The organism is Candidatus Rokuibacteriota bacterium (assembly GCA_016209385.1).
GTDB lineage: Bacteria > Methylomirabilota > Methylomirabilia > Rokubacteriales > CSP1-6 > JACQWB01.
Window position 1 is genome coordinate 50,235 of the sequence record JACQWB010000136.1, and the last position, 20,732, is coordinate 70,966.

The window sequence follows — 20,732 nt, forward strand, 5'->3', positions numbered from 1 at the left end:
GGGCTAAGCCCGCGCTCGAAGGGCATACTCCGACAGGCTTTTAGCCAGGCCTGATGCGGTTTGCGAGCATGGTCGAGAGGATAGAGGATCCGGCGGGCTTTGAGAAGCTCAGGGACGAGTGGGACGAGCTGCTCGAGGAGAGCGCGTCCAACTGTCTGTTCCTGACCTGGGAATGGCTGCACACGTGGTGGAGACATCTGGGGGAAGGCCGGCAGCTATCGCTGATTGCGGTTCGGTGCGAGGGCCGGCTGATCGCGGTGGCGCCGCTAACCGTGAGGCCGCGTCGAGTCACCGGCCTGGTTCCGTTTCGGGTACTCGAATTCCTTGGAACCGGCAGCGTCGGGTCCGATTACCTGGACCTCATCATCAGGCGAGGGCGGGAGCGGGAAGCGATACGCGCCCTCGTGGAGCATCTGGCCGACGGAAAGCTCATGCTGGAGCTGGCCCAGGTGAACAGGCATTCGTGTCTGGCCGCGGGCCTGGCCACGCAGCTGATGCTGCGAGGCTGGCGGCGCAGCCGGGCGACGACGGACATCTGCCCGTTCATACGATTATCCGGCCACTCCTGGCAATCCTATCTCGCGACCCTGGGCGCGGAACACCGCTACAACTTCGGCCGGAGGCTGAGGAACCTGACGAAGCGGTTTGACGTACGTTTCGAACGAGTGGCATGGGAAGAGCAGCGCAGGACGACGCTGTCGGCCCTCTTCGCGCTGCACGACGTGCGCTGGCGGGAACGAGGGGGGTCCACGGCCTTTTGCACTCCTGGCCTTCGCTCGTTCCATGAGGAGGTCAGCCGTTTAGCGCTTCAGCGCGGCTGGCTGCGCCTCTTTGTCCTGCGGGTTGACGGGAAACCTGCGGCAGCGCTCTACGGATTCGCCTACGGACGGACCTTTTACTTCTATCAGGCGGGCTTCGACCCCTGCTACACCAAGCAGAGCGTGGGTCTCGTCACCCTGGGCCTCGCCATACAGAACGCGATCGAAGAGGGCGTGGACGAATTTGATCTGCTGCACGGGGACGAGCAGTACAAGTTGCATTGGGCGCGTGAGGCGCGCGAACTCGAACGGGTCGAGCTGTACCCCCCTCGCGTGCGAGGACTGCTCTACGAGGGCGCCGTGGAGCTGGGTCGAGCCGCGCGAAGACTGGCGCGGCGCGTGCTCCCGAACGCGATCGTGAAGAAGATCGAGACTGGAGGACCGATTGATCTGTGGAAATGGCGTACGGCTGCGTAGCCTGATCAAAAGCGGCGTCGCGCGCGCGGCGACCTGGACGAGAGCTGAGCGGTTGGCGCGCGTCCTGGGCGATGGGGAACGGATGCCTCTGGTGGTCTGTTACCACCGGGTGGTCGAGCATTTTGATCCGGACGAGAGGACTGTGATGCCCGCGATGCTGATCAGTCGCGGAGTGCTCGAGCGACACCTGGACTGGATCGGGCTGCGGTTCCGCTTCATCTCGCTCGACGAGCTAGGATCGCGGCTGGAGTCCGGGGAGCCGTTCGACGGGCCGGTGGCCGCCGTCACGTTCGACGATGGCTACAGCGATGTGTACGAGAACGCGTTCCCGATCCTGAAGCGAAAAGGCATCCCCGCGGCGTTTTTCGTCATTACGGACCTGATCGGCACCTCGCGCCTGCCGGTGTACGACAGGCTCTACCTGTTGCTCGCAGAGAGGTTTGCGAAATGGGGTTCGGTCATGTCCCGCACGCCTGGTCCACGAGCGAGCGGCAAACGGGCGAGCCCGCGCGGCACGGTGCCCACCTGTCTGGGCGAGAGCCCTGTCGGCGTGCTGGGCGCGCTGCTCGATGCGTTGTCCCAGAGCGAAATCGAGCGCGTGATCGAGGCGCTCGAAGCCGGGTGCGAGGTGGACCAGCGCGGGCTGGACGGAGCTCGCCCTGCGAGCTGGGAGATGGTCGCCGAGATGTGCCGCGCCGGGATGACGATCGGGTCGCACACGCGGAGCCATGTCCTGCTGCCGAACGAACACGAAGAAAAGGTGCTGGAGGAGATCGCGGGCTCGCGGCGAGAACTGGAGAGCCGACTCGGAGTACCGGTCAACCATTTCGCGTATCCGAGCGGGCGCTTCAATGCGGCGGTGGTTCGGGCGGTCGCGGCTCGCGGGTACCGCTTCGGCTATACCGTGTGTCGGCACCGTGACGATCGCTATCCGTTGCTGACGATCCCGCGGCGGGTCCTGTGGGAGAATTCGTGCCTCGACGGGCGCGGGCTCTTTTCCCCGGCCATCATGCACTGCCAGGCTCACGGGCTCTTCGACCATTTCGCGCCCGCGTGCGAGCAGGATCACGGCTGGCCGAACGGCCAGACCGGCGCGTCTCGCGTCGTGTTGGACCTCGGGCCAGCGGGCGGCTAGACCTCATGGATTCAGCCTTCAGGCCGGCGTTGCTGTTGATGTCAGGACGGGCATTGGCCTTCGCCGCGACGTTCTTCATCCCCGTCGTGCTCGTCAGGATCTTCGCCCCGGCGGAATTCGGCACGTATAAGCAGCTGTTTTTGATTTGCGCGACGTTGTACGGCATCGCTCAGGTGGGGATGGCGGAGAGCCTGTTTTACTTCCTCCCCTCGGGTCAGCGGGACGCGGCGAGATACGTCGTCAATTCGATGCTCGTGCTGGCAGCGGCCGGGCTGGCTTGCCTCGGGCTTCTGGAGCTCGGCGGGTCGGCGATTTCGCACTGGCTGAGCAACAGCGAGCTGGCACCGCATCTCCCGTTCATCGGGATATACCTGCTCCTGCTGCTGGTCTCGGCCGTGCTCGAGATCGTCATGATATCGCGGCAGCGCTACTTCCTGGCGTCCAGCTCGTACGCGCTTTTCGACGTGCTGCGAGCGGTCCTGTTCCTGATTCCCGCACTCCTGCTGCGCCGGCTGGAGTGGCTGATCCTGGGTGGGGTGGTCTCCGCGGCGCTGCGCTTTTGCGCGGTCCTTCTGTATCTGAGGCGCGAGTTTCACGGTGAACTCAAGCCGGATGCGGCGCTGCTGAAGGAGCAAGTGGCCTATGCCTTGCCGTTCCAGCTGTGGGTCCTCGTCGAGATCGTGCAAGCGAACTTCCATCAGTACGCGGTGTCCTATGGCTTCGACGCGGCGACCTTCGCGATCTACGCCGTGGGCTGCTTTCAGATACCGGCGGTCGACTGGGTCACGACATCCGCGGGCAACGTGATGATGGTCCGGATGAGCGAGAAGATCGGGGACGGCCAACGGGAGTCTGTGCCGGGGATATGGCGGGATGTGACGCGGAACCTCGCGCTGATCTTTTTCCCGCTCGTGGGTTTGCTACTGGTCGCGGCGCCCGAGCTTATTGTCTTCCTCTTCACGGAGACCTACCGCGCCAGCGTCCCGCTGTTCATGATCTGGTCGGCGGCGCTCGTGCTGGCTGCGTTTCAGACCGATGCGGCCCTGCGCGTGTACGCGGAAACCCGATTTCTGTTCGGGGTCAGTACCCTGCGGCTCGTGCTGATTACGGGGTTGATCGGCGGGTTCCTGTCCGCCTTTCACATGCTGGGCGCGGTGCTGGTGACCGTCCTCGCGATGGTGGTCGGCAAGGTGCTGGCATTGGCGCGGATCAAGCGGCTCCTGGGGGTCGGCGTGGCCGAGTTTCTGCCGTGGAGGAGCCTCGCGGCGATTGTCGCGGTTGCGGCCGCGGCCGGAGCGGTGGCGCTCGGCGTGAAATCGCAGATGGAGCTATCGACGCTCCCGGTGTTGGTGACGACCAGCCTCGTGTACGCGGCCTCGTATGCCGGTCTGTCCTGGTGGTTGGGCCTGTTCGGCGAGACGGGAACAATGGTGGTCACGCGGTGGCTGCAGCGACCGTCCGTGGGCCCGGCCCAGGCCACCGGGGCGGATCGAGGGTAGGGCGGAGTATGTGCGGCATTGCGGGGATAGCGAGCTTCGGCGGGCGGCCCGTTTCGGTGGATGAGGTGCGGGCGATGTGCGACGCGCTGGTCCATCGCGGGCCCGATGACAACGGGTTCTACGCGGGTCCGGGGGTCGCGCTCGGGATGCGCCGCCTGAGCATCATAGACCTCGAGACCGGGCGCCAGCCGATCCGGAACGAGGACGGGTCGGTATGGGTGGTGTTCAACGGGGAAATTTATAACTTCAGGGAGCTGCGCCGGGAATTGGAGCAGCGTGGGCACCGCTTTTACACGGCGACGGATAGCGAGACGATCGTGCACCTGTACGAGGAAGACGGGGCGCGCTGCGTGGAGAAAATGCGCGGCATGTTCGCGTTTGCCGTGTGGGACGCGCGGCGCCGGCAACTGCTGCTCGCTCGCGACCGCCTGGGGATCAAGCCGCTGTATTACGCGGAGCTTGGCGGGAGGCTGGTCTTCGGCTCCGAGCTGAAGGCGATTCTCCAGCTGCCCGAGGCCGGCCGCAGCCTGAACTGGAACGCGGTCAACCACCTCTTCGTGTCTCTGTCCACGTCCCGGTCCGAGAGCATCATCGCGGGCATCCGGAAGCTCGAGCCGGGGCACGTGTTGACGGTATCAGCGGAGCGCGGGTCCGTCATCGAGAGCTATTGGGATGTGAGGTTCGAGCCCGACTACGGGCGCAGCGAGGGGTATTTCGTGGAGCGGCTCCGCGAGCTGCTCGACGAGTCCGTGACCCTGCACCTGGTCAGCGATGTGCCGCTGGGAGCCTTTCTGAGCGGTGGGATCGATTCGAGCTCGGTGGTGGCGACAATGGCCCGGGTGGCCTCAGGCCCGGTGAAGACCTTCTCCATCGGCTTCTCAGATGACGATTACAACGAGCTGGGCTATGCCCGCCGCGTGGCGGAGGACTTCGGCACCGAGCACCACGAGCTGCTCCTCCAGCCAGATGTGGTCGAGATCCTTGACGAGCTCGCCTGGTACCTGGACGAGCCGTTCGGCGACTCCTCGGCAATCCCGACCTACATGGTGTCGAAGGTGGCGTCGGAGCACGTGACCGTGGTGCTGTCCGGGGACGGGGGGGACGAGCTGTTCGCCGGCTACGACAAGTACGTGGTGGAAAAGAAGGAACGGAAATATCGGTTCGTGCCCGCCCCCATGCGCAGAGGGCTCGGCATCATCGCCGGCATGATGCCGGAGGGGATGAGAGGACGGAACTTCTTGCGGCACATCTCGCTGGCGGATGTCGAACGGTACCTGGACGCGGGGACGCTCTTCAGGCTGGGCGAACAGAAGAAGCTGTTCCGGCCCGAGGTGGTCGAGATGTTCTCGGGGTATGACCCCTGGCGGCGGGAGAAGGAATACCTGGTGGGGACGAACGGCAACTGGCTGTCGACGCTCCAGTATCTGGACTTCAAGACGTATCTCCCGCTCGATATCCTCACCAAAGTGGATCGGATGAGCATGGCCCATTCCATCGAAGCGCGTCCGCCGCTGCTCGATCACAAGCTGGTCGAGTTCGCGGCGACGATTCCGCCGGAGCTGAAGCTGCGCAACGGCACGACGAAGGACATCTTCAAGCGCGCCATGCGCGGAATCTTGCCCGACGCGATCATCGACAGGCCGAAGCGCGGCTTCGCCATCCCCCTGGGGCGCTGGTTCAGAGGGCAGCTCGGCGGGTTCGTCCGCGAACTGCTGCTGTCCGAGCGGAGCCGGCGCCGCGGGATCTTCAACGGAGCTTACATCGAGGAGCTTCTGCGCCGGCCCGAACGCGGCCGTGAGCTGGACCTGCAGCTCTGGACGCTGATCTCGTTCGAGCTGTGGTGCCGGACGTTCCTCGATACCGGGCCGAGGAGAGCCGCTGTTGGAGCGAGCGCCGCGTTCCGAAGGCAACCTGAAGGGAGGGCAACATGAAAGTGGCCCACCTGATCGCTGCTGCCCTGATCGTGTTCGGGGTGGGAGCCGCGGTTGCCGGATCCCGGTTGGTGTGTTTGATCCGTTGACAGGGGAGGAGGCGCGCGCGGGAAGCCGGCGTGGAGCGGAAATCTCGACCGCGCCGCCCCGCGTCATGCGTCCGAGAATGGGACTGGTGGCGGCCTGCCTGGACATTCTCGGGGGCCAGGGGATCCAGGCGCGCGCGCTGCTCGAGAATCTTCGAAACGATCGCTACAAGGTAACCTTTGTTCCGATCAACCCCCCCTTTCCGCGGGGGCTCCGGTGGATTCGCCGCTGCCCGTATGTCCGGACGCTCCTGAACCAGGCGCTCTACCTCCCGCGCCTCGTTCGCCTTCGCCGGGCTGACGTCGTGCACATTCTTTCCGCCTCCTACTGGTCCTTTCTGCTCGCGCCGGCGCCGGCGATCCTGGCGGGGCGAATGCTCGGGAAACGGGTCGTCTTGAACTACCACAGCGGCGAGGCGGAGGACCACCTCGCGCGCTGGGGCGTGCTGGTCCACCCCTGGTTGGCTCTGGTCGACGAGCTTGTCGTGCCGTCGGAGTACCTGCGGGGGGTGTTCGCGCGCCACGGCTATCGGGCCCGCGTGATCCCGAATGTCGTGGACACGTCCCACTTTGGCTATCGGGAGCGGATGCCGCTGCGGCCGCGGCTTCTGTCCACCCGGAACCTGGAGCCCTACTACCGGGTGGACGTCACCATCGAGGCCTTCGCGCTCCTCAAGGCCCGGTATCCGGACGCGACCCTGACCGTCGCGGGCTACGGCAGCGCGGAGGGGAGGCTGCGGCGGCTTGCGGCCTCCATCGGAACCCCGGGGATCCGGTTTGTCGGACGGATCGAGCCCCCCGCGATGCCCGGACTCTACGGGGGAGCCGACATTTTCGTCAACTCTTCCATCCTCGACAACCAGCCGGTGTCGGTGCTGGAGGCGTTCGCGGCCGGGCTCCCCGTGGTGTCCACAGCCGCCGGTGATCTCGCGAACCTGGTTCGCGACGGCGAGACCGGCCTCACTGTCCCCCCGGAAGACCCGGCGGCGATGGCCTTGGCCATCGCCGCCCTCCTCGAGGAGCCCGACCGCGCACGATCCCTGGCCCGGCGCGCCCGGCAGGAAGTCGAAAAGCACACCTGGCCTCACACGCGCGAGGCGTGGGCGGCCGTCTATTCGGGCGAAGCGACATGAAGCCGGGCAGGCTGGCCTGGGGTCTCAGGACCCATGGGCTCCCCCCATACTGAGCGGAGCCCGCGGCGGGGCATGAGGCGGGGCCGGCTTCGGGCGATGGGCATCACCGAGCTGGCGGTTCGAGGTCGGCAGGAGGCCTCGAAGTGGTGGGAGCGGATCCATGCCCGTGCCGGGACGGGACATCTCGATGGGGTCTCGAGGCTGCTTGATGATCGCGTTCTGGAGGCCGGTCCCGACCGCTTCTTCGAGGGCGCCGTGAGCGCCGACACGCCGGGGCTCCTCTGCGACAGGATGGCCGAGGCCTGCGCGCGGGCGATCGCCCGTGCCGACGCGGCCTGCCGCGGTCAGTTTGATTTGCTGGGCTACTGCGGGCTCTTCTTTGGCGACCCCGTGGACTGGCACCTGGACCCTGTCTCCGGGCGCCGGGCGCCGCGCGTGCACTGGAGCCGGCTCGATCCCCTTGACCCCGCCGCCGTGGGCGACAGCAAGGTGGTCTGGGAGCTGAACCGGCACCAGTGGCTGGTCCACCTCGGCCAGGCGTACCGGTTGACGGGCGACGAGCGCTACGCGGCAGCGTTCGCCAGGTTCATCCGCGAATGGATGCGCGCCAATCCCAGGGGCATCGGCCTCAACTGGGCGAGCAGCCTCGAAGTCGCGCTGCGCCTCATTTCCTGGTGCTGGGCGCTGTTTCTCTTCCGTGGCTCGGCCGCGCTGTCCCGCGACCTGTTCGCGGCCATGGTCGGGGGGATCCGGGCTCACGCCTCGCACGTGGAGCGCTATCTCTCCTACTACTTCTCGCCGAACACCCATCTCACCGGGGAGGCGCTCGGCCTCTTCTACGCCGGGGTCCTCTTCCCGGAGCTCCGCTCGGCTGGACGTTGGAGTGAGTTGGGCGCTCGGATCCTGGTGGAGCAGAGCGAGCGACAGGTGCTCCCGGACGGCGTCTACTTCGAGGAGTCCACCTGCTACCAGCGTTACGCCGTGGAAATTTATCTCCACTTCCTCATCCTGGCCGCGCGGAACGGGGTCCCCGTCTCGACGGCCGTGAGCGCGCGCGTCCAGCGGATGCTCGACTTCCTCCTGGCTGTCCGTTGGCCCGACGGCTCGATCCCGCAGATCGGAGACGCCGACGGCGGATGGCTCGTGCCCCTCGCCCCGAGGGCGCCCGACGATTTCCGGGGCGTCTTTTCCACCGCTGCGGCCTTCTTCGGTCGGCCCGATTACGCCTGGGCGGCCGGTGTGCTGGCGCCCGAGACGGTATGGCTTCTTGACCCGGCGGCGCTGAAGGCCTTCGAGGCCCTCCAGCCCGCTCCCCCGGCGACGGCCCATTCGCGCCTCTTCCCCGACGGGGGATACGCCGTGATGCGGAGCGGCTGGGAGGCCCGCGCCCACCAGCTCATCTTCGACGTGGGCCCTCTCGGTGATCCGGTGAGTGGGGGGCACGGGCACGCCGACCTCCTGAGTATCCAGTGTGCCGTCTTCGGCGAGCCGTGCCTCGTGGACGCCGGAACCTTCTCCTATACCGCTGACCGGCGCTGGCGAGACTTCTTCAGGAGCACGGCGGCCCACAGCACGGTCACGGTGGACGGCCAGGAGCAGGCCGTGCCTGCCGGGCCCTTCGCCTGGGAGGAGCGGCCGCGGGCCCGATTGCTCCAGTGGCTCTCCACCGAGGCCTTCGACTTTGCCGATGCCGAGCACGACGCCTACAGCCGCCTCCAGGATCCGGTGCGCCACCGGCGCAGGGTGCTCTTCGTCAAGCCCCGGTACTGGGTCCTGGTCGATGACCTCGAGGGCGCGGCCGAGCACCTGGTGGAGCTGCGGTTTCAGTTCGTGCAGGTCGACGTCGGCGTCGACCCCTCCCTCTGGGCGCGTGCCCAAGGGGCGAGGGGATGGGGGCTCTTCATCCGGCCATTCGCCCCGGTGGCCCTCAAGGCGGATGTCCGCGAGGGAGAACTTGCGCCGATTCAGGGCTGGGTGTCGCTCGATTACGGCCAGCGCCTGCCGGCGCCCGTGTTGATTTACTCGACCGTGACTCGCCTCCCCCTGCGGATCGCCACGCTGCTCTTCCCTGTCGAGCATCCTCTGGCCGCCCCTCCTGCCGTTTCTCCGCTGGTCAGTGAAGGGCGATGGCCCGTAGGTCTCGCCTTTGGGGACAGGCAAGAGAGCATCCGTTTTGATGACCGAGGCTTCGCCGTTACGAATTGGTCGGAACCGGGTCACGAGGGAGGGACATGATGCGCAGGCTGAAGGCGGAGGCTAGACCCTCCGGGAGCGCGTCTCGAACATGCGCAACGTATTCGGACTGGGACGTATACTCCTTCGGACTGGAGTTAGGACTCCGCAGCCTGCCGGTCGCGCCCCGCGAAGGGATTAAGAGACTGATCTTACCGGTCGAGTACGTGCGCTGCGCTGAGTTCCGGTATGTGCTCAGACACCTCGATGTGAGATCGGGGCACCTCGTGCTCGATATCGGGAGTCCCAAGCTCCTCTCACTGTTCTTGGCGGCTCGGCTCCGCCCGCGAGTATACGCCACCGACCTCCTCGACTACTTCTTTGGCACGTATGGCGCATACGCCGACAGTGTGCTTGGCCTGAACCGAGACCACTACCGGATGGAGACTCAGGATGCCCGCGCCTTGACATATCCCGACGAGTCGTTTGATCGGGTGTTTTCCGTCTCGACGATTGAGCACATCCCCCGCGATGGAGACCGTGCGGCCATGCAGGAAATTGCCCGAGTACTAAGGCCCGGAGGGATCTGCTGCCTGACGGTCCCGTGGAGCGACAGAGGCTACCTTGAAGAATTTAAGCGACGCGGCGATGCCGACGCGTATTGGAGCGCTTCTGGCGACGAGATGATTTTCTACCAGAGAGCCTACGACCGGGTGACGCTCGAGCGCCGTCTCCTCAGGCACGGCGGCTTAGAAACTGTAGACGTGAGCTTTTGGGGAGAGCGGCGGGTTGCGGTAGAGCATGTGCTTTCGAATCGGAGACTGCCCCGAGCACTTCGCTGGGCGATGCTCCCCCTGCACTTCCCGTTGAGTCGGTGGTTCTTACGGGAGCTGACGGAGGCGGAACCGTCACGGAAGAAAGTCGCTTGCATTACGCTCCGCAAGCCTGCCGATTAACAATCAGTCTCCACGATGTGTGGGATTGTCGGCATCTGCTCAGGGTAACGGCATGTACAAGGTTCCAGTTACGTTTCCGCCTGAGCAGTCGCGAGGGTACAGGCTCATGACCGTTCTGACGCATTTTCGTTCGGAAGCGAGATAAGCGGAGCCATGTGCGGGATTGTCGGCATCGTCAAGCTGAATCCACGCGAGAGCGCTGAGGAAGCGCGGCTCAAGGGGATGCGGGATGTCCTGCGACATCGGGGGCCCGATGGCGAGGGGCTGTGGATCGACGGCCCGGTCGGGCTCGGGATGCGCCGGCTGGCCATCGTGGACGTGGCGGGAGGCCACCAGCCCATGGCCAACGAGGATGAGACGGCCTGGATCGTCTACAACGGAGAGATCTACAACCACCGGGTGCTCCGTCCCGAGCTCGAGGCACGGGGCCACCGCTACCGGACACGGAGCGACACGGAGACGATCCTCCATCTCTACGAGGAGGACGGGGAGCGCTGTGTCGAGCGGCTCCAGGGGATGTTCGCGTTCGCGCTCTGGGACCGCGCCCGCGGGCGGCTTCTCCTGGCGCGGGACCGGCTCGGGATCAAGCCGCTCTACTACGCCTGCACTGACGAGGAGCTGCTCTTCGCCTCGGAGATCAAGGCGATCCTGGCCGCGGGTCCCATCCGGCCCGCGCTGAACGCGGCGATCCTTCCTGAGTTCCTGGCCACGCGCTTCGTCGCCGGAGAGGAGACCTTCTTCCGCGGCGTGCGGAAGCTCTTGCCCGGGCGGACGCTCGCGTGGTCGCCTGCCGAGGGGTTCTCCGAGCGCCGGTACTGGCGGCCGCCGCCGGGCACGCGCGACGCCGGGATGACGCTCGAGGAGCACGCCCGCGAGGTGCGCGCGCGGCTCGAGGCCGCCGTCAGGAGCCACCTGATGAGCGACGTGCCGCTCGGCCTGTTCCTTTCCGGGGGGATCGATTCGAGCGGGCTGGCCGCCCTGATGGCGCCCATGGTGAGGGAGCCCATCCGCACCTTTGCCGTCGGCTTCTCCGATCCCGAGGCGAACGAGCTGGCCTACGCCCGTCTCGCCGCGCGCGCGGTGGGAGCGGAGCACCACGAGGTGATCGTTTCCCCCGGGGAGTTCTTCGAGGCTCTCCCGCGGCTGGTCTGGCAGGAGGACGAGCCCATCGCGTTCCCCTCCAGCGTGCCGCTCTACTTCGTGTCCCAGCTCGCCCGCGACCACGTCAAGGTGGTGCTGACCGGGGAGGGAGCCGATGAGCTGTTCCTCGGCTACAACCGCTACCGGGTGACGGCCTGGAACGAGCGGCTCGGGCAGGCGTACTGGGCACTCGCTCCCCGAACGGTCCGGAGCACGGTGCGCCGACTCACACAGGATCTGCCGCGGGCGCTGGGCCGGTACGCCGAGCGGACATTCCTCGCCCTCGAGCCCGGGCCCCGGAAGCTCTTCTTCGAGAACTTCGCCGTCTTCCCTGAACTCCTCCAGCACCGCCTCCTTGCCGACCCGCGGCTTCTGGCTGCCCGGGATCCCTACGCGGAAGAGCTTCGCTGCTACGCGGAGGCCGGCGGCGGAACCCTCGACCAGATGAGCCGCGCGGACCTCCAGACCTACCTGGTCGAGCTGCTCATGAAGCAGGACCAGATGAGCATGGCGGCCTCGATCGAGAGTCGGGTGCCGTATCTGGATCATGAGTTCGTCGAGCATGTGGTGGGGATCCCGGGACGTTTCAAGCTCCGCGGCTGGCGGACCAAGGCTGTGCTCAGGGAAGCGCTGCGTGGCCTCGTGCCGGGGACGATCCTCACACGGCGGAAGATGGGGTTCCCGGTGCCCGTGGGGCGATGGTTCCGGGGCCCGTTCTGGCCGATCATCGAGGAGTTCGTCCTGGGGCCGCGCGCCCTCGACAGGAGGCTCTTCGAAACGTCCGCGGTCGAGCGGCTTGCCGACGAGCACCGGGCCGGCCCCGGCGCGCACGGCGATCGCCTCTGGCTCCTCGTGAACCTGGAGATCTGGCAGCGGATCTTCCTCGACGGCGAAGACCCGACGGCGGTCACGTGGCCGGGAGCGCGCCAGCGGGCGTGAGCCATCGGCGGGCTGGTGAACCTGGGCGCATGATACGAGCGCTGGGAGGGGGGCAACGATGGTGATAGGGACGAGCAAGGCGACCGGCAAATCTCGCGAGAAACGTTGGGACGAAGAAGCCGGCTTCTTCGACGATGCGGCTCGAAGGATCGATCCTGGGACTCTGCGCACGGATCCCCTGACGTTCCGGCGTTATTCCAGCGCGGTCTTACGCAAGCGCTTCAGCATAGAGTTCCGCATCAGGATCTTGGGTGCCATGAAGGACAAGACCATCCTCGATGTAGGCTGCGGAGACGGCCGCAACGCGGTGTTATTCGCGAAGCTCGGAGCGAAGGTCACCGGCATTGATCTCTCGGCTGAGGCCCTCCAGGTCGCCCGACTCCGTGCCGAGGTCAACGGCGTGTCGGACCGCCTCACCTTCGTCTGTACTCCCGTTGAGACAGCGGACCTACCGGATAACTCGTTCGATATTGCCTGGGGGGACGGCATCCTGCACCACGTGATTGACGAGCTGGAGCTCGTCATGGGTCGCTTGGTCCTCTGGGTCAAGCCGGAGGGTTTTCTTCTGTTCTCGGAGCCCGTCAACCTGTTCCCACCGCTGCGGCGACTCCGACAGATGATCCCTGTGCACACCGAAGCTACGCCGGGCGAGCGTCCCCTTCTGAGAGCGGAGGTCGACATGCTCCGGCAATACTTCCTCGACCTTCGGATGAGGCACTATCATCTTCTCGGCCGCCTTGACCAGTTCATCCTCGTCAACTGTAACTACGAGAAATCCCCGGCCTTCCGGAGGGCGATCGTGAGCTGGACCGACCTCATCGACTACGCCCTCCTGTCCCTGCCCCTCTTCAAGAACTTGGGCGGCAGCTGCGTGATGTACGGCCATCCGAACCAGAGGAGAAACTCACGCGGATGAGCGGGCGAATCGACGGGCAAGTCCGAGAGCGGAAATGGTAGCGTGATGAGCCCGCAGTTGTCGGGGGCATGGCTCGCGTGTATGTCGACGGCCGCTTCCATGCTGAGGTAGACACCTACGCGGCCGTGGATCAGCCGCAGTCTGTCCTGTACACGACGAGTGGCCTGCCGGCAGGGACCCACACCCTCACGATCGAGGTGACCGGGACCAAGAACGCGGCGTCGGGCGGTGCCTGGGTGTGGGTGGATGCGTTTGAAATTTCGCCCTGACCCGATGAGGTGGCGGGAGCGTCTCGAGCGCGGGTTCTTCCTGGTGGAGCGCGTGGTCACGGCGCTCCTCTACTCGTGGTGCGTCGCGCGGGAGCGCTTCGGGAGAGGGGCGAGAGTGCCGATCTTGATGTACCACCAGGTCGGCGATCCCCTGAGGGGAGTCAGGGCGTGTCAGGATTGCGTCTCTCCCGGCTGCTTCACCCGGCAGCTGCGCGCCATCCTCAGAGCGGGGTATCGGGTGATCTCGCTCGGGCAGCTCGTCCGCTGGCTCGACGCTTCACCCGATGCGCTGAAACGCTGCGTCGTCCTCACCTTCGATGACGGCTTCCGCGGCCAGTTCAGGAACGCCTATCCCGTCCTTCGGCGGTACGGGGTCCCCGCCACGTTCTTCCTCATCGCCGGGTATATCGGGACAGACACGTTCTTCCCCCACCTCGGCCTCGCGGGCAGGCCGGATGGCGGGAGGGATGGGGCGCTCTCGGACTGGCGTCCGCTCTCCTGGGACGAGGCGAAGGGGCTGGCTCGAAACGGCATGGAGATCGGCTCCCACAGCGTGTCCCACCGATCGCTGGGGCGCATGGGGAGGGACGAGGCGGCGGCCGAGGTCCGGCGGTCGAAGGAGATCCTGGAGGAGCGCCTGGGCATCCGCGTCGAGGGCTTCGCGTATCCGTTCGGATCGCGCGCCTACCGTGACTTCGATCGGGGCGTCCAGGAGCTGCTCCGTGAAGCCGGCTATCGCGTTGCCTGTACGACGGTGGTGGGCCGAAACAGCGGGGGCGCGGACCGCCTGGCGCTCCGCCGCATTCCGGTGGAGGAAGCGGACGGGCCCTTCCGCATCCGCTGCAAGCTCGTGGGCGCGTACGACTGGGTGGGCGCGGTCAAGGCGCTCTGGCAGCGCCTGGTGCCGCGCGAGGAGAGCGTTGACCTCGAACTGGCCGCGCCTCAGGCGTCGGCTCGTGGGAGCGCGTCGTGAGTGTCCTGGTTACGGACGCGAGCGGCAACCACGCGCTGGCGGTGGTCAGGTCGCTCGGCCGGCGGGGGATCCGCGTGGCCGCGGCCGACAGCGCGTGGTGGGCGAAGAGCTTCTTCAGCCGCTACTGCGCGCGCCGAGCCCTCCATCCGTCGCCGGCGGGGGGAGTGGACGCGTTCGTGAGCGGACTCTGCCGGATCCTCGACGAGGTCAGGCCGATGATGCTGATGCCGATGACCGAGCGGACCATCCTTGCGCTCATGGTCAGGCGAGAGGAGATCGAATCCCGGGTCGCCCTGGCCCCGCTCCCCGCTCCGGAAGCGCTCTCCGTCGTCTTCGACAAGCACGCGACGATCGAGCTGGCCACGTCTCTCGGCGTTCCGGTGCCGAAGACGCTTCGCCTCTCCGGCCTGGAGGATCTGGACCGGCTTCGCTCCGAGATCTCGTTCCCCGCGGTGATCAAGCCGAGGCGGTCCGAGATCTGGACGGCCGACGACCGGATCGTGCCGGGCGGGCCCGTCGAGTACTGCTTCAGCGCCGAGGAGCTGGAGGCGAAGTATCTGGCCGTTCACCGCAGGGCGCCGCTGCCGCTCATCCAGGAGTTCATCCCGGGCGAGGGGTACGGGGTCTCGGTCCTGTACCGCCGCGGGCGGCTCAAGGCGCTGTTCGCGCACCGGCGGCTCCGGATGATTCGCCCCACCGGCTCGGGAAGCTCGCTGCGCGAGAGCATCGCCCCTCCGCCGGCCATGGTGGATGCCGCGCGGGCGCTCCTGGACGCGCTCGCATGGCACGGCGTCGCCATGGTGGAGTTCAAGCTGGACGCGCGGGATGGCACACCGAAGCTGATGGAGGTCAACGGCCGCTTCTGGAACTCGGTCCCCCTCGCGGTGGCCGCCGGCGTGGATTTTCCCTTTCTCCTGTACCGCCTCGCGGTGGACGGTGATGTGCGTGAGCACCTGGAGTACCGGGTGGGAGTGCAAAGCCGGTGGCTCGTCGGGGATGTCCGGCACCTGGTGGAGGTGCTCGGCGGGAAGCCGCGGGGATGGGCCGACGGATTTCCCTCGCGCTGGAGAACGCTGCGGGACTTCATGAAATTTTTCGGACGGGACATGCACTACGACGAATTCTGGCTGTCGGACCCGCTTCCGCTGTTTGCGGATTTCGCCGACTTCTTCTTTCGCCAGGTCCCCCAGCGCCTCGTCCCGCGCCGCCCCACAGCCGTCGAGGAGAAGCCGGCGTGCGAATTCGCCCCGAGTCGGATGGGAGGGCCATGCGGATTCTCTGGGTGAAGGTGGGCGGCCTCTGGCCCCTCACGAGCGGGGGGCGCCTCCGCAGCTTTCACATCGTCTCCGAGCTGTCGCGTCGTCACCGGCTGATCCTGCTCACGACCCATGGTCCGGCTGACGATCCTGGCGCGCTCGCCGCGCGTCTGCCGCGCTGCGAGCGGATCGTGTCGCTGCCGTACGCGATCCCGAAGTACCGGAGCGCCGGCTTCGCGCTCGCCGTGCTGCGGTCGTGGCTCTCGCCCCTCCCGGTGGACATCCTGAGGTTTCGTGTCCCGTCGCTTTCCGGCGAGGTTCGCCGGATCCAGGGGAGCGAGAAAGTGGACGTATGCGTGGCGGATTTTCTGAGCGCCACGCCCAACGTCCCGCTGGACGGCCCGGTCCCGGTGGTGCTTTTCGCCCACAACGTTGAGCACATGATCTGGAAGCGCCTGAGCGAGAACGAGCCGCGGCTGTGGAGGCGGCTGCTCCTCGAGATCGAATGGCGGAAGATGCGGCGGTACGAGGCCGACGTCTGTCGCCGGGCCGCATCCACGATCACGGTCTCGGATCTCGATCGCGCCCTGCTGCTCGCGTTGGCCCCGACCGCCCGCATGTGGGTGACCCCGACCGGCGTCGATACGTCCTATTTCGTGCCGGATGGAAGGCGGGAGGCTCGCGCGGCGGTCGTCTTCACCGGGTCCATGGACTGGTACCCGAACGAGGACGCCGTTCTCTGGTTCGTGGACGCGGTCCTGCCCCGGATCCGTCGTGAAGTGCCGGAGGCGTCGTTTACCGTGGTCGGCCGGAACCCGACTCGGCGCCTGCTGGCCGCGGTCGCGGAAGCAGGCGTTCGGGTGACGGGAACCGTGGATGATGTCCGGCCGTACATCGCGGAGGCCGCGGTGTACGCCGTGCCGCTCAGGATCGGCGGGGGAACGCGGCTCAAGATCTTCGAGGCGCTCGCGATGGGAAAGGCGGTGGTCTCGACCGCGGTCGGCGCCGAGGGTCTTCCGCTCGCTCCCGGCGAAAACTTCCTCCAGGCGGACGAACCGGAGGAGTTCGCCCGCGCGGTCGTCTCTCTCCTGAGGGATCCGGCGCGGCGGCGGCAGCTCGGCATGGCGGGACGGCGGCTGGTCGAGGAGCGCTACGCCTGGCCGGAGGTGACACGCCGGTTCGCTGGGCAGTGCGGGGAAGCGGCCGCGATCACGCTCCCGGGGAAGAGCAACGCTCGAGACTTCGCCGGACTCCGAGAACCCTTCGGCAAGGCGCTCGCCAGACGGATCCTTCCGCGCGTGCTCGTCGGCCACCTCCGCGCGTTCCGGACGCTTCGCCCCCGTGACTGGCCGCGCTACTGGACGCTGAGGCTCCGGCGGGCGCTCCCCGCACGGCGAAACGGCCTGCCCGGGCCGGGTGCAGCGATCCGTTCCGTCCTGTTCGTCTGCCGGGGGAACGTGATTCGGAGTCCAATGGCCGCCGCGCTGCTCAGGCGGCAGCTCGCCGGTTCTCGGGGCGGTGCGATCTCGGTCGCGTCCGCGGGGCTTCGCGCGGTTGCCGGAGAGCCGGCGGACCCCCGGGCGCGGCGGGTTGCCGGACGGTTCGGCGTCTCGCTGGAGGACCATCGGGCCCAGCCGTTGACGCCCGAGCTGGTGGCGCAGGCGGACATGATCGTCGCCATGGATTCCCTCATTGCAGCCGAGCTGCGGGGACGGTACGCGGCTGCGCGGCGCAAGACCGTCCTGCTCGGGGAAATCGCGGACCCCTACGACGGCGACGAGAGCGGGCTCGGCCGCTGCTACGAGCGTGTCGAGTCTGTCGTTCAGCAGCTCGCGTCCGGGCTCGCCCCGGCGGAGGAACACGGAACCGGCCCGGATGGACCGGGTCAGGGAGGTGATCGGAGTTGATGCGCGTGAGCGTCTTCGGGCTGGGATACGTCGGATGCGTGAGCGGGGCCTGCCTGGCGAGGGCAGGACACGAGGTGGTCGGGGTCGATGTGAACTCGGAGAAGGTGGCGATGGTCAACGCCGGCTCGTCGCCGATCGTGGAGCCCGGGCTGGGCGACCTGCTGGCCGAGGTCGTCGGGGCCGGCCGGCTGAGGGCCACGGTCTCGAGCGAGGAGGCTGTTGAGGGCTCGGACCTCGCGCTGGTCTGTGTCGGCACGCCGGGGCGCCCCAACGGGCAGCTGAACGTGGAGGCCGTGGCGCGCGTCGGGAGCGAAATCGGTCGGGCCCTCGCCGGGCGGCCGGACCCGTACACGGTCGTGCTCCGGAGCACCGTCCTTCCCGGAACCACGGAGCGGGTCCTCGTCCCCGCCCTCCTCGCGGGCGTCGGGGCGGAGTCGGGATCCCGCCTGCGAGTGGCTGTCAATCCGGAGTTCATGCGCGAGGGTTCCGCCCTGCGGGACTTCGCGCATCCTCCGCTCACGCTGGTGGGGTGCGAGGATCCGGAAACCGCCTCCCAGCTCCGGTCGCTCTACGCGGCTGTCGATGCGCCATTCATCGCCACAGCGACGAAGACGGCGGAGATGGTCAAGTACGTGTCGAACGCCTTCCACGCGCTCAAGATCTGCTTTGCCAACGAGATCGGTGACGTGTGCGCGGCGCTGGGCGTCGACGCCCACGAGGTGATGCGCATCTTCCTCCTGGACAGGAAACTCAACGTGTCCGAGGCGTACCTGCGCCCGGGGTTCGCCTTCGGCGGCTCGTGCCTGCCGAAGGACCTCCGGGCGTTGCTCTACCGCGCGCGCGCCGCCGACATCGGCGTCCCGCTGCTGTCCGCAGTCCTGCCCTCGAATGAGGGGCAGATCCGACGGGCGGTGGAGGCGGTCCTGGAAACGCGAATGCGACGGGTGGGAGTGGTGGGCCTCGCCTTCAAGCCCGGGACCGACGACCTCAGGGAAAGCCCAATGGTTGCGCTCGTGGAAGCGCTCATCGGCAAGGGGTGTGACGTGCGCGTTCTCGACGCGGATGTCTCGATCGCCCGGCTGGTCGGAGCGAATCGCCGCTACATCGAGGAGGAGATCCCGCATATCGCGTCGCTGATGTGCCAGGACGTGGCGACGCTGCTCGCCCACGCCGAGGTGCTGGTGATCGGCAACCCCAGCCCGGAGGTGGCGCGGGCCCTGGCGGCGGTCGGCCCTCACCAGGTCGTCGTCGATCTCACGCGGGGCGCAGTCGACCGGCGGGCAGGGCCGGGTGAGGGGGGTCCCCTGCGATGCGTCGAATAGCCGTCGTTCTCGGCGTCGTGACGACCTGGTGCCTGTCCGCCGCGCTGGCCTTCGGGGAGGCTGGCGGCGAGGTGGACATCGTCGTGCCCCCGCCCGAGGAGGTCCTGCCAGTGACGGAGCTGATCCCGCCCCCCGTCGACGTGCCGCCTCCCGGAGTCGCGCTCCCACCGCTCGTCCTCCCCGAACTCCCGCGCCCCGGAGTCGAAACCGCGCTGGCGCCACCGTCAGGCAGGGTCATTCTGGTGCCGCCGGGGGGCGATTTCCAGGAAGCCCTCAACGTCGCCCAACCCGGTGATATTATCGGGCTTCCCGCCGGGTCCACGTTCGTCGGAAACTTCACGCTTCCCAACAAAGGAGGAGCGGACTGGATCTATATCGTCACCGCTTCGTACGTGGACCTCCCCCCTCCCGGTTCCCGCGTGTCGCCCGCGCACGCGAGCCTCATGCCCAAGATCGTGAGTCCGAACACTGAACCGGCGATTCGCACGGACATGGGGGCGCACCACTACCGCCTTGTTGGCATCGAGGTCACAACCACGAGCCCGAGGAATTTCAATCTCATCCACCTCGGGTCCACGGGGCAGACCTCGCTCGACCAGGTGCCCACCGATATCATCATCGACCGTTGCTACATCCACGGCGCGCCGAGCGCGGACGTACGCCGGGGCATCGCGTTGAACGGCGCCCGCATGGCGGTCATCGATTCGCATCTGTCCGACTTCCACGAGCTCGGGGTGGATTCCCAGGCGGTTGGCGGGTGGAACGGTACCGGCCCGTTCACCATCATCAACAACTACCTCGAAGCGGCGGGCGAAAATGTCATCTTCGGCGGTACCGATCCTTCCATTCCGGACCTCGTGCCTTCGGACATCGAGATCCGCCGTAACCATTTCTTCAAGCCCCTCTCCTGGAAAGTGGACGATCCGAGCTTTGCCGGGATCGCGTGGACGGTCAAGAATCTCTTCGAGCTGAAGAACGCGCGCCGGGTCCTCATCGACGGCAACTTTTTTGAAAACAACTGGGCACACGCCCAGAACGGCTTCGCGATCCTCTTCACGGTGCGGAACCAGGACGGCGGCGCGCCCTGGTCGGTAGTCGAGGACGTGACGTTCAGCAACAACGTCGTCTGGAAGACCGCGAACGGCATCAACATTCTCGGGCAGGACGACATCCATCCCAGCCAGCAGACCAAGCGCATCCTGGTCAAGAACAATCTGTTTGAACGTGTCGGCGAGGCGGGGTTTGGCGGGGGCGGCGCGCTGTTCCAGCTGCTCGACGGCACAGCGGACGTCGTAATCGAGCACAATACGGCATTTCAAACCGGCTCGATCATCCTGGTGGATGGCGCGCCCCACACGGGATTCGTCTATGCGAACAATATTGCTCGGCACAATACGTACGGCATCATTGGCGGCGGCACAGCCCCTGGAAGGCATACGCTGGACACGTACTTTCCGGGCGCCATCGTCGCGGGCAACGTAATTGTCGGTGGCGATCCGAGTAAATACCCTCCGAACAATTACTTCCCGGCGGGCCTGAGCAACGTGGGCTTCGTAGATCTGGAAGGTGGCGACATCCGTCTCGCTGAGAGCAGTCCGTATACCGGCGCGGGGACCGACGGAGCGGATGTCGGTCTTAACGCTGACACTCTTATCCGGGCAGTGCTAGGAAGGACTCCGGGCGATACCCCCGTCCCAGGCGGCTACGATGGGGACGGGAAGCCCGACATTGCGGTCTACCGGCCCTCGACGGGGGAGTGGTTCATCCTGCGCTCGAGCAGCACCTCGCTCCAGCTGCAGCAGTGGGGGGCCCTGGGTGATACTCCCGTGCCGGCCGACTACGATGGGGATGGCAAGGCCGACA

General features: G+C 66.9%; 15 protein-coding genes. All 15 read left to right on the forward strand.

Annotated elements, in window-relative coordinates; genetic code table 11:
- The first annotated feature begins 53 nt into the window (after window positions 1–53).
- Window positions 54–1,235, forward strand: coding sequence for a GNAT family N-acetyltransferase (locus tag HY726_09365; GenBank protein ID MBI4609206.1), 1,182 nt, complete (start codon window positions 54–56; stop codon window positions 1,233–1,235).
- Between the two features lie 82 nt (window positions 1,236–1,317).
- A complete protein-coding gene (locus tag HY726_09370; protein ID MBI4609207.1) occupies window positions 1,318–2,370 on the forward strand; it encodes a polysaccharide deacetylase family protein in 1,053 nt (350 codons plus the stop codon).
- 53 nt (window positions 2,371–2,423) lie between these two features.
- Entirely contained in the window at window positions 2,424–3,869 is a 1,446-nt protein-coding gene (locus HY726_09375) for an oligosaccharide flippase family protein (GenBank protein ID MBI4609208.1), read from the forward strand.
- Window positions 3,870–3,877: 8 nt separating this feature from the next.
- A complete protein-coding gene (gene asnB / locus HY726_09380; protein ID MBI4609209.1) occupies window positions 3,878–5,800 on the forward strand; it encodes an asparagine synthase (glutamine-hydrolyzing) in 1,923 nt (640 codons plus the stop codon).
- A 166-nt stretch (window positions 5,801–5,966) separates the two neighbouring features.
- Window positions 5,967–7,019: a glycosyltransferase family 4 protein gene (locus HY726_09385; GenBank protein ID MBI4609210.1), complete on the forward strand. Its 1,053-nt coding sequence runs from the start codon at window positions 5,967–5,969 to the stop codon at window positions 7,017–7,019.
- Window positions 7,020–7,091: 72 nt separating this feature from the next.
- The gene (locus tag HY726_09390; protein ID MBI4609211.1) at window positions 7,092–9,254 is read left to right on the forward strand and encodes an alginate lyase family protein; all 2,163 of its coding nucleotides are present in this window, start codon (window positions 7,092–7,094) and stop codon (window positions 9,252–9,254) included.
- Entirely contained in the window at window positions 9,251–10,147 is an 897-nt protein-coding gene (locus tag HY726_09395) for a class I SAM-dependent methyltransferase (GenBank protein MBI4609212.1), read from the forward strand. The genes HY726_09390 and HY726_09395 overlap by 4 nt, the downstream gene beginning before the upstream one ends.
- 153 nt (window positions 10,148–10,300) lie before the next feature.
- Window positions 10,301–12,226 carry an asparagine synthase (glutamine-hydrolyzing) gene (gene asnB / locus HY726_09400; protein ID MBI4609213.1) on the forward strand — a complete coding sequence of 642 codons (1,926 nt, stop codon included), beginning with the start codon at window positions 10,301–10,303 and terminating at the stop codon, window positions 12,224–12,226.
- A gap of 58 nt (window positions 12,227–12,284) precedes the next feature.
- Window positions 12,285–13,142 carry a class I SAM-dependent methyltransferase gene (locus tag HY726_09405; protein ID MBI4609214.1) on the forward strand — a complete coding sequence of 286 codons (858 nt, stop codon included), beginning with the start codon at window positions 12,285–12,287 and terminating at the stop codon, window positions 13,140–13,142.
- A 68-nt stretch (window positions 13,143–13,210) separates the two neighbouring features.
- The gene (locus tag HY726_09410; GenBank protein ID MBI4609215.1) at window positions 13,211–13,411 is read left to right on the forward strand and encodes a hypothetical protein; all 201 of its coding nucleotides are present in this window, start codon (window positions 13,211–13,213) and stop codon (window positions 13,409–13,411) included.
- Window positions 13,412–13,415: 4 nt separating this feature from the next.
- Entirely contained in the window at window positions 13,416–14,384 is a 969-nt protein-coding gene (locus HY726_09415) for a polysaccharide deacetylase family protein (protein MBI4609216.1), read from the forward strand.
- Window positions 14,381–15,670: an ATP-grasp domain-containing protein gene (locus tag HY726_09420; protein MBI4609217.1), complete on the forward strand. Its 1,290-nt coding sequence runs from the start codon at window positions 14,381–14,383 to the stop codon at window positions 15,668–15,670. Before HY726_09415 ends, HY726_09420 begins: the two co-directional genes overlap by 4 nt.
- Window positions 15,652–17,547 carry a glycosyltransferase gene (locus tag HY726_09425; GenBank protein MBI4609218.1) on the forward strand — a complete coding sequence of 632 codons (1,896 nt, stop codon included), beginning with the start codon at window positions 15,652–15,654 and terminating at the stop codon, window positions 17,545–17,547. The genes HY726_09420 and HY726_09425 overlap by 19 nt, the downstream gene beginning before the upstream one ends.
- Window positions 17,547–18,869 carry a UDP-glucose/GDP-mannose dehydrogenase family protein gene (locus HY726_09430; protein ID MBI4609219.1) on the forward strand — a complete coding sequence of 441 codons (1,323 nt, stop codon included), beginning with the start codon at window positions 17,547–17,549 and terminating at the stop codon, window positions 18,867–18,869. Before HY726_09425 ends, HY726_09430 begins: the two co-directional genes overlap by 1 nt.
- The coding region (locus HY726_09435) for a VCBS repeat-containing protein (protein ID MBI4609220.1) at window positions 18,857–20,732 on the forward strand (1,876 nt) is incomplete at its 3' end. The genes HY726_09430 and HY726_09435, both read left to right, overlap by 13 nt.